We start from the raw sequence: 8200 nt of genomic DNA on the forward strand, positions 1-8200 counted from the left end.
GCGCTCATCCAGTCCGCCGTCAGTTGCAGGACTGGCTCCGTGGCTTCCAGCCACGACGGCGGCTCGGGCGCGGCGCTCCGGTCGACACACAACCGCTCGACGATCTCACGTAGTTCCGGCTCGACCTCGGCAAGCTGCTGTAGAAGCCGATGGATCTGGAAGAGCGTTCCACCGTTCATGGAGATGGACTGGTCGAGAAGGCCGCAGAGCGCCTCGACAGCGCCGACCGTCTCGCCGCTCCTCAGGAGGAAGAGTGCTCGCTGGTAGGCGAGTTCAGCAGCCGCCGCTGGTGGACCGGTCCACTCGGCGATGATCCTGTCGAACTGCTGCAGGCCTTCCTGCTGGAGTCGCTGCTGGACGACGCGGTCGGCCGCTGGCAGCTGGTGAGCGTGCGGTCCCGGGACCGCACCGGTGCTCCCTCGGTCTGGGAGGTGGCGGGCCCGGCCGGGCACCGCTGGTTCGCCAAGCGCCACTGGCACACCGGCCGCTACCGGCGCGAGACCCGGGCGTACGACGAGTTCGTGCCGCTGCTCGGGGCGGGGCGGGCGTCCCGGATCACCCGGCGCGTGCCGGAGGCCCGGCTGATCGTCACCCGGGGCCTCGGCGGGCACCCGCTGCGCGAGGCTCAGCTGACCGACCAGCAGGTGCCGGAGGTGTACCGACAGGCCGGCGTGCTCGCCGCCCGCCTGCACGCCCTCACCGCCACCGCGCCCCCGGGCGCCGGGACGAGTCCGGCGGCGTGGTCGGCAGCCTGGTCGGCGCAGCGGACGAAGGCCCTGGACACGGCGCTGGACCTGGGCCTGCCGGCCGACGACCTCCGGGTGCTCGCCGAGGCGTCCGCCGAGCCGCCTCCGCCCCTGCCGGTGGCGGTCTGCCACGGCGACTTCGGCCCGCGCAACTGGATCGTCCGGCAGGACGGTGGACTGCGGCTCCAGCTCATCGACTTCGAGCGGACCCGGGTCGAGGAGCCGGTCCGGCACGATCTGATGCGGATCGTCTACCAGGTCACCGCGGGCCGGCCCGCGCTGGCGGAGGCGTTCTTCGACGGGTACGGCCGCGGGCTCACCGAGGCCGAGCAGGCGGCCTGCCGGGCGTACGCGGCGATCGACTGCCCGTCCGCGCTGAAGTGGGCGGCCATGCACCGGGACCGCGAGGTGCACGGCTACGCCCGCCGCGCGCTCGACCTGCTGCGCGCCGGTGTGCGGGCGAGACCGTCGTCGTCGCGATCCGGGGGCCGCGACTGAGCCGGCGAGCGGGGGTGCGCGACGAGTGCGGTCAGCGTTCCACCAGGAGCGGGGCGAGGCGGCGGACGGCGTCGTCGACGTCCGCGGCCGACGGCGCCGCCACATAGCTGAGGCGGACGTGCGGATCGCTGCTCTCGGTCGGGTAGTAGTCGTCCCCGCAGGTGACGGCGACCCCGTTCGCCAGTGCGGCGGCCGCGAGCTGCCCGGCCTCCAGGTGGCCCGGCAACGCCACCCAGAGGTGGTAGCCGCCCCGCGGTCGCACCGCCAGGGCGTGCGGGCCGAAGATCGCCGACACCGCCTCGACGGCCACCGTGCGCCGGTGCTCCAGGGCCGCGCCGAGGGCGGCGAGGCCGCGCCGCCACCCCGCGGCCGTCACCACTTCGAGCGACGTGTACTGCAGCGGCGCGGAGACGAACATGGTGTCGATGAGCTGGGCGGAGCGCAGCCTGGCCAGCACCGGACCGCGGGCCGCCAGGGCGCCGACCCGGAGGTTCGGCGAGGTCACCTTGGTCAGCGACCGGAGGTGCACGACGGTGCCGTCCGGGTCGTCGGCGATCATCGGCGGCGGCACCGGCCCGGCGTCCGGGTGCACCAGGTGCCGGGCGAAGTCGTCCTCGATGACGAACGCACCGTGGCGGCGGGCCGCGTCGCGCACCTCGTGCTGCCGGCGCGCCGACAGGCTCGCCCCGGTGGGGTTCTGGAAGAGCGGCTGGACGACCACGATCCGCGCCCCGCTGCGGGTCAGCGCCTCGTCGAGGTGGTCGGGCCGGATCCCCTCCCGGTCGAGCGGGACCGGGACCGTCCGCAGGCCCGCGGCCCGGGCGGCCGCGATCGTTCCCGGGTAGGTCGGCGACTCGATGACGACCGGGTCGCCCGGCCGGCCGAGGGCGCGCAGCGCGGTCGCCAGTGCGCTCTGCCCCGCACCGCAGACGAGGACGTCCTGCCGGCCGAGGCCGCCGCCGATGTCGGCGGCGAACCAGTCGCGCAGCTCGGGCAGTCCCGCGACGGGCGGGCGGTCCCAGGCCTCGGCGCGCCGGGCGGCGCGGGACAGCGCGGTCCCGAGCGCGCCGAGCGGTTGCAGCTGGGGGTGCAGGTAGCCGCCGTTGAGGTCGACCACGTCCGGCGCCGGTGCCGTGAGCGTGCCCAGCAGCGAGGGCGCCTTGAAGCTGCGCGGGCTGCCGGCCGCTGCGTCGGTGCCGCTCGCCAGGTCGAGGGTGGCCTCCTGCCACGAGGTGTCCCCCGGCCGGGCCACCGGCCTGGACTCCGTGCGGTAGCTGCCGGCGCCGGGACGGGACGTGATGAGCCCGCGCTGGGTGAGCAGCGCCAGCGCCTGCGAGACGGTGGTAGCGCTCACGCCGAAGCGGCGCACCAGCGCCCGGTGCGTGGTGATCCGTGCACCGGAAGGCAGTTCCTCGATCTCCCGAGCCAGGATGCCGGCCAGCTCCTGCGCACTGCTACCGTTGTTCATGACAGCTGATCGTAGCGCTATCGTCCCGTCCGCAGTACCGCCACTGCCGAGCGGCACCCTGCTCGCCGCCCTCGGGGTCCTGGGCTTCTCCTTCAGCTTCCCCGCCACGGCCTGGGCGCTGGACGGCTTCGGCCCCTGGAGCGCTGCCGGGGTCCGCGGCGTGCTGGCCGCCCTCATCGCACTCCCGGTCCTGCTCGCCACCCGCGCGCCGCGCCCCGCCCGGGCCGACCGGCCCGCGCTGGCCGTCGTCGCGGCCGGCTGCGCCATCGGGTTCCCGCTGCTCACCACCCTGGCCCTGCAGACCTCGTCCACCGCGCACTCGGCGGTCGTCATCGGAGCCCTGCCGATGGCCACCGCGACCGTCTCCGCGCTCCTCACCCGCCGCTACCCCGCGAAGCCCTTCTGGGCCGCGGCCGGCACCGGCGCGCTCACCGTCATCACCTTCGCGCTAGCCCAGCACCACGGGCGGCCCACCCTCGCCGACCTCTACCTCTTCGCCGCCCTGCTCGTCTGCGCCGCCGGCTACGCCCAGGGCGGGCGGCTCTCGGCGCACATGCCCGGCTGGCACGTGATCGCCTGGGCCGTCGTGCTCGCCGCGCCCGTCAACCTCGCCGTGTCCGCCTGGGCACTGCCGCACGAGCCCCTGCACCTGACCGCGAAGGCCGTCCTCGGGATGGCGTACGCCGCCGGCATCTCCCAGCTCGGCGCCTTCGTGCTCTGGTACCGGGGCATGGGCCTGATCGGGGTGGCCCGGGCGAGCCAACTCCAGCTCGCCCAGCCGCTGCTGACCCTCGGCTGGGCGGTCCTGCTGCTCGGCGAACACCTCAGCGCCGCCGCCCCGCTGACCGCGGTGGTGGTGCTCGCCTGCATCGTGGTCACCCAGCGGGCGCGGGTGGCGTGAGGATCAGCTGGGGAGCGGTGGCATGGTCGGCGGATTGGCGGGGAGGGTGACACCGGTGCAGGGGTACTGCTGGGCGAAGGCCTTGGCCACCTTGAGGACGATGGCTGCGTCCGCCTGGCGGACGTCGCTGGTGGGTGCCGGAGGACCGCTGGGGTTGGGGAACATGTCCATCTGGATGCGCGCGTAGCCGTTGTACGACTTCCCGGCAACGGAGTCCTGGAAGCTGCACGGAATGGCCAGGTTGAGCCAGTCGACGTTGGTGTTCGCCTCCCAGGCGATGTTCCCGTCACCAAAGTTCAGCGACTGCGCCTTCCCGGAGCTGACGTCGATCCTCTGGTAGCCACGCAGGTCGTCCGCGGTGGTGAGGATGACCATCGGGCCGTCGCCCAGGTAGAGCGGCGTCTTGCCGTCCTTCCAGTACACGGAGCAGCGGTAGCCGCTGTTGGTGGCCTGGGGCGTGTCCTGGAGCGTGGTGGTGTTGGTCTCGGTGGTCACCGTGCCGTTCTTCCCCACCAGGGGGCGGAGGTCCTCACCCGTGAGCACCCCCCAGCAGGCCTGAGCGGGCAGGCTCAGCTTGGGGCTGGGCGACTTCCAGGGCTGCCAGACGACCAGCGACGCGACGACGGCCACCACGACGACCGCCGCCGCGGCGATCCCCCGCACCCGCCGGGGACGGCCCTCGGGATGAAGGCCCCTCGCCTGGGACTCGCTCACTTGCCCCCCTGGTGCATGCCGCCGTCCTGGGTAACTCCGGCCATGAAGGCGAGCTGTGACTGCTGCCCGACGTTCAAGGTGACACTCCCGTCCGGGTCGAGGTTGGTCCCCTGGAGCGCGTTCGCCACTGCGGCCTGGACTGCCTCGGCGGTCTTGTTCTGGCCCTGGGTGATGATGTCGTTGGCCGCGGTGACGTTCGCCGCCGTGCTGTCGTGGTGGTAACTGCTGCCCATGCTCGAGATCATGCCGCTGATCTGCTGGTTTGCCAGGGGGCCGAGGACCGGGACACTGCCGACCTCCTTGCCCAGCGTCATGCCGTAGATCGTGTTGGCGATGCCGGTGTTGTTGTCGATCGCCGTGTTGTAGGCGGCGTCCGACTGCCACCCGGCCTGGGCGACGGCGTTCGCGCGGGCGTTGGCGAGGATGCCGTTGACCCTGCTGCCCTGCTCGGCGACGCGGTTGAGGTTGTCGTTGAGAACACCGGGCTGGTGCACCGTGTTGTGCAGCTCCCCAGCCATGTACCCGTTCTGGGACTGCACGAGGACACCGTAGGCGTTCGGGTCCCGGCCCAGGGTGTCCAGCAGGTGGACGGCGTTCGGCTGAGCGGTCGGATCCTGGCCGAGGTTCAGCGGGGGACCGAAGGTGGTGAGCTTGCTGCCGGACGGGTAGTTCACGGCCTGGTCGATGTCGCCCATGTAGGAGGCGGTGATGTGCGCGACGCTGCCGTTCATGGCGGCGAACGGCGCACCGTCGCCATGAAGCAGGCTGGGGTTGCTGCCGAAGGTGTTGATCACCTGCTTCATCACGGTGTTGGTGGCGTCCGTGTGCTGCGGGATCTGCGTCCCGTTCGGCGCGTCCCAGGCCATGCCCGTCGTCGCCGCCTGGAGCGCGTGCCCCAGGGCCGTCGGCTCGTCGTTCAGGGAGGCGGCCTGGTCTCCGGGCATCCGGGAGGTTGTGTCCGGGAGCAGCGGGTTCTTGTCGCTGTCCGTGAGGAACGTCAGGTTGTCGGCGTTCTGGAAGTACTGCGTCGCCGCCGCCGGGCTGTGGCCGAGCCCCTCCAGGACGCCCGTCACCGGGTTGAAGCCGGAGCCGTTGCCGAGGAAGTTCATCTTGACGTCCGGGCAGGGGGGCTCGGGTGCGGCCTCCGCCCACATGTCGGGGTTCTTCTTCGTCAGTTGGGTGACGTCGTCCGCGATCGGGTTCAGGAAGTGCGGGTCGTAGGTCCCGGTGCGCAGGATGCTGCCCAGGATCTGGTAGCCGTAGGGCTGGTAGTTGTACTGGTCGGGGCCGGCCAGCTGGATCCGCTGGGCGCCCGCGGCCCGAAGCTGGGCCTCCCACTGGTCGGAGAGGTGCGGCCAGGTCTGGGTGTTGGTGGCGCTGGCCAGCGAGGTGCCGAGCTGGCCCTGCATGTCCTTCAGGATGTCCAGGCGGGCCTGGTCGGGCTGCATGGTGCCGGTCGAGCTCTCGGAGAGCTGGCCCCAGAACTTCAGCGTCCCCTGCGCGCCGAGCTTGTTGTAGAAGTCCGTGGTGAACGTGGGGTCGTTGGCGTGGGCCTTGAGCAGCGCGTCCAGCTGGGCGAGTTGGGCGTTGCTGAGCTTGTCGCCCTGGCCGGCCAGGGAGGCGGCCTGGGTGGCCGCCTGGTCGGCCTTCTCCTCGGCGATGCCGCCGACCGGCGCGGCGTTGAAGTTCTGCTGGTCGGTGCCGGTGTCCGCGGCCAGCGCCGCCGCGGCCGTCTGGTCGGCGTCGGTGGCCTGCTGCAGCACCGTGGTGATCCGCTGCGATATGCCGCCGGCCGCCTGGGCCATCGCCTGCTGGTAGTCCTCGTGGACGCCGGCGTTGTGCGGCAGGTCCGTGGGCGTGGGCCAGGTGACCTGGCTGCCGTCGGCCGAGATCGTCAACCCCTGGCCCTGCGCGTCCTGCTGGATCTGCCGCAGGGTGTTCTGACAGCCGACGAACTGGTCGTGGGCGTCACGCAGCGCCTTCGCGATCGCGCTGGTCTCGTTGAACGCCGCCTCGATCTGGGTGCGCGCCTGGGTCAACTGCCCCACCGCCGCCTGCGACGCCGGGCCCGACCAACCGCTGGCCGACAGCGGGTTGACCACGTCGCCCTGGAAGTCCGAGTCGTACTCCCACTTGCGGACCAACTGCTCGAAGTCCGTGGCGACCGTGTCCAGCGCCGAGAGATTGGTGTTGGCGAGCTCGTCGTACGTGACCATGCGGCTGTCTGCTTCCCCGTCCCCGTCGGATACTTCAGGCACTTCAGGTACTTCAGGCCATTCAGGTAACTCGGGCCATTCAGGTCATTCGCGTCATTCAGGCACTTCGGCTGCTTCGGGCCTAGTTGGCCACGTCCCGCATGTGACCGCGGTTGTTGTTCTCGGTGGTGCTGTACCCGTTGGCGCTGTCCTGCAGGGCCTGCCCGATGTTGATCAGGCTCCCGCCCAGGGTGAGGAACTGCGACTCCCAGGTCTGGTGCGCCGTGGTGATCGCACCACCGATCGCCCACCCCGTCATCGCCGTCGCCGCGGTGAACATGTCGTTGCCCGCCGGGTTCTGGCAGTCGGCGGTCATCTTGCTCCCCAGCTGGCCCGCGTTCTGCCCCGCGGTGCGCAGCGCGTCTGGGTGCACCACCAGCTGCGTCCCGGTGGCCCCCGCGGGCGCCGTCGCACTCCCGCCGGTCGTGATCGCGCCCGGCGTACCGGCCAGGTCCGGGAACTGCTGCTTCGCCTGCGCAGTCAGGTTCCCGGAACTGTCGTACATCCACGGATCCAACACGTGGTTGATGCCCTGGTCCCCCATGATCGCAACTCCCCCTACCAGACACCGGATCACCGTTGGCGAGAATCTATGACCGCCGACTGTCCGCTGTCCACCAGAACAGACCGCTCCACCTGGGACTCCACACGACCGCCGCCGAACGATGACAGAGCCGCGACACACCCGCGACCATCGCGTCCGCCGGATGCGCCGCGGGCCGCCATCGCGCAGGGTGGATGGGTACGACCTGCACGGACAGCGACGGTCTGTGCGCCACCGGAAGCGCTCGGTCACCGGGGCACCGCGTCCCCCGCCCCCGGGCCTCCCCGGCGGCGCACGCCACGGCGCCACCGATGATCGAAGGAGTCGCAGCATGCCCACCAGGAAGATCCGTCGCACCCAGCTGCTGGCCCTGGCCGTCGCCGCCCTCACCGTCCCGGCGACCGCCGCCCTGGCGGCGCCGGTCCCGGCGGATGCCGCCGCTGCGCCCACCGCCCCCCTTGCCGCCCCAGCCACCACCGCCTCGACCACCACCGCCCCGGCCACCGCGGTCGCGGCCTCGCCGACCGGCTTCCTCAACCTGCCGACCAGCCTGCTGCCGACCGACCGCGCGCCGCACGAGATCTCCTTCCAGTACCGCAACGACTCCGCCGGTGACCAGAGCATCGCCCCGCAGGTCCTGATCGAGTCCCCGGTCGGGGGCCCGTTCCTGGTACCGACGGCGGTCAGCCTCCAGGTCGAGACCTCCGACGGCAGCTGGCTGCCGCTGCCGCTCGGCATCGAGACCGGCACCCTGTACACCAATCTGATCCCGGCCAAGCTGGTGCTGCACAGCCACCACACCCTCACCGAGCACTACCGCCTCACCGTGCTCAGCCCGTCCCTGGGCACGGTCGCCCCGCGGATCGCCTTCTACGGGTAGCCGAATCCGCCCCCGCGCGCCCGGCGCACATAATCCCGGCGCACATAATGCAGGGGTGACAGAACGATCCCCCCTCCCCCGTTCCGGCCGCGCAGCCCGCCTGAGCTGCGCGGTGGCCGCCGCCCTGACCGTCGCCGCCCTGGCCACCGGGTGCGGCTCCGGCGCCGCGGGCGGCGGCCCGGCGGCGCCGATCG

General features: G+C 72.2%; 7 protein-coding genes. 3 read left to right on the top strand and 4 right to left on the bottom strand.

Annotated elements, in window-relative coordinates; genetic code table 11:
• Nucleotides 1-149: 149 nt before the first annotated feature.
• Nucleotides 150-1244, top strand: a complete 1095-nt coding sequence (locus tag ACQRUO_RS28275) for an aminoglycoside phosphotransferase family protein (protein ID WP_428318923.1) — start codon at nt 150-152, stop codon at nt 1242-1244.
• Between the two features lie 31 nt (nt 1245-1275).
• Here ACQRUO_RS28275 and ACQRUO_RS28280 read toward each other — a convergent pair whose 3' ends face one another.
• Nucleotides 1276-2712 carry a PLP-dependent aminotransferase family protein gene (locus ACQRUO_RS28280; RefSeq protein WP_428318924.1) on the bottom strand — a complete coding sequence of 479 codons (1437 nt, stop codon included), beginning with the start codon at nt 2710-2712 and terminating at the stop codon, nt 1276-1278.
• Between ACQRUO_RS28280 and ACQRUO_RS28285 the strand changes: the two genes are divergently transcribed.
• Nucleotides 2711-3613: a DMT family transporter gene (locus ACQRUO_RS28285; RefSeq protein ID WP_428318925.1), complete on the top strand. Its 903-nt coding sequence runs from the start codon at nt 2711-2713 to the stop codon at nt 3611-3613. The two genes, ACQRUO_RS28280 and ACQRUO_RS28285, sit on opposite strands and share 2 nt — an antisense overlap.
• 3 nt (nt 3614-3616) lie before the next feature.
• On the opposite strand, the gene ACQRUO_RS28290 is transcribed toward ACQRUO_RS28285, so the two are convergent.
• The 3 genes from ACQRUO_RS28290 to ACQRUO_RS28300 form a co-directional block, all read right to left on the bottom strand.
• Complete coding sequence (locus tag ACQRUO_RS28290; RefSeq protein ID WP_428318926.1) at nt 3617-4327, bottom strand: hypothetical protein; 711 nt, start codon at nt 4325-4327, stop codon at nt 3617-3619.
• Nucleotides 4324-6543, bottom strand: a complete 2220-nt coding sequence (locus ACQRUO_RS28295; protein WP_428318927.1) for a hypothetical protein — start codon at nt 6541-6543, stop codon at nt 4324-4326. Before ACQRUO_RS28295 ends, ACQRUO_RS28290 begins: the two co-directional genes overlap by 4 nt.
• 121 nt (nt 6544-6664) lie before the next feature.
• A complete protein-coding gene (locus ACQRUO_RS28300) occupies nt 6665-7126 on the bottom strand; it encodes a hypothetical protein (protein WP_428318928.1) in 462 nt (153 codons plus the stop codon).
• Between the two features lie 331 nt (nt 7127-7457).
• Between ACQRUO_RS28300 and ACQRUO_RS28305 the strand changes: the two genes are divergently transcribed.
• Complete coding sequence (locus ACQRUO_RS28305; RefSeq protein WP_428318929.1) at nt 7458-8006, top strand: signal peptide protein; 549 nt, start codon at nt 7458-7460, stop codon at nt 8004-8006.
• Nucleotides 8007-8200 lie beyond the last annotated feature (194 nt).

It is taken from the genome of Kitasatospora sp. LaBMicrA B282, assembly GCF_050325825.1.
In the GTDB taxonomy this organism is placed as follows: domain Bacteria; phylum Actinomycetota; class Actinomycetes; order Streptomycetales; family Streptomycetaceae; genus Kitasatospora.

Coding starts and splice junctions, on each gene's coding strand:
- ACQRUO_RS28285 (WP_428318925.1), top strand. CDS start 2,711: ATGACAGCTGATCGTAGCGCTATCGTCCCGTCCGCAGTACCGCCACTG.
- ACQRUO_RS28275 (WP_428318923.1), top strand. CDS start 150: ATGGATCTGGAAGAGCGTTCCACCGTTCATGGAGATGGACTGGTCGAG.
- ACQRUO_RS28305 (WP_428318929.1), top strand. CDS start 7,458: ATGCCCACCAGGAAGATCCGTCGCACCCAGCTGCTGGCCCTGGCCGTC.
- ACQRUO_RS28300 (WP_428318928.1), bottom strand. CDS start 7,126: ATGGGGGACCAGGGCATCAACCACGTGTTGGATCCGTGGATGTACGAC.
- ACQRUO_RS28280 (WP_428318924.1), bottom strand. CDS start 2,712: ATGAACAACGGTAGCAGTGCGCAGGAGCTGGCCGGCATCCTGGCTCGG.
- ACQRUO_RS28295 (WP_428318927.1), bottom strand. CDS start 6,543: ATGGTCACGTACGACGAGCTCGCCAACACCAATCTCTCGGCGCTGGAC.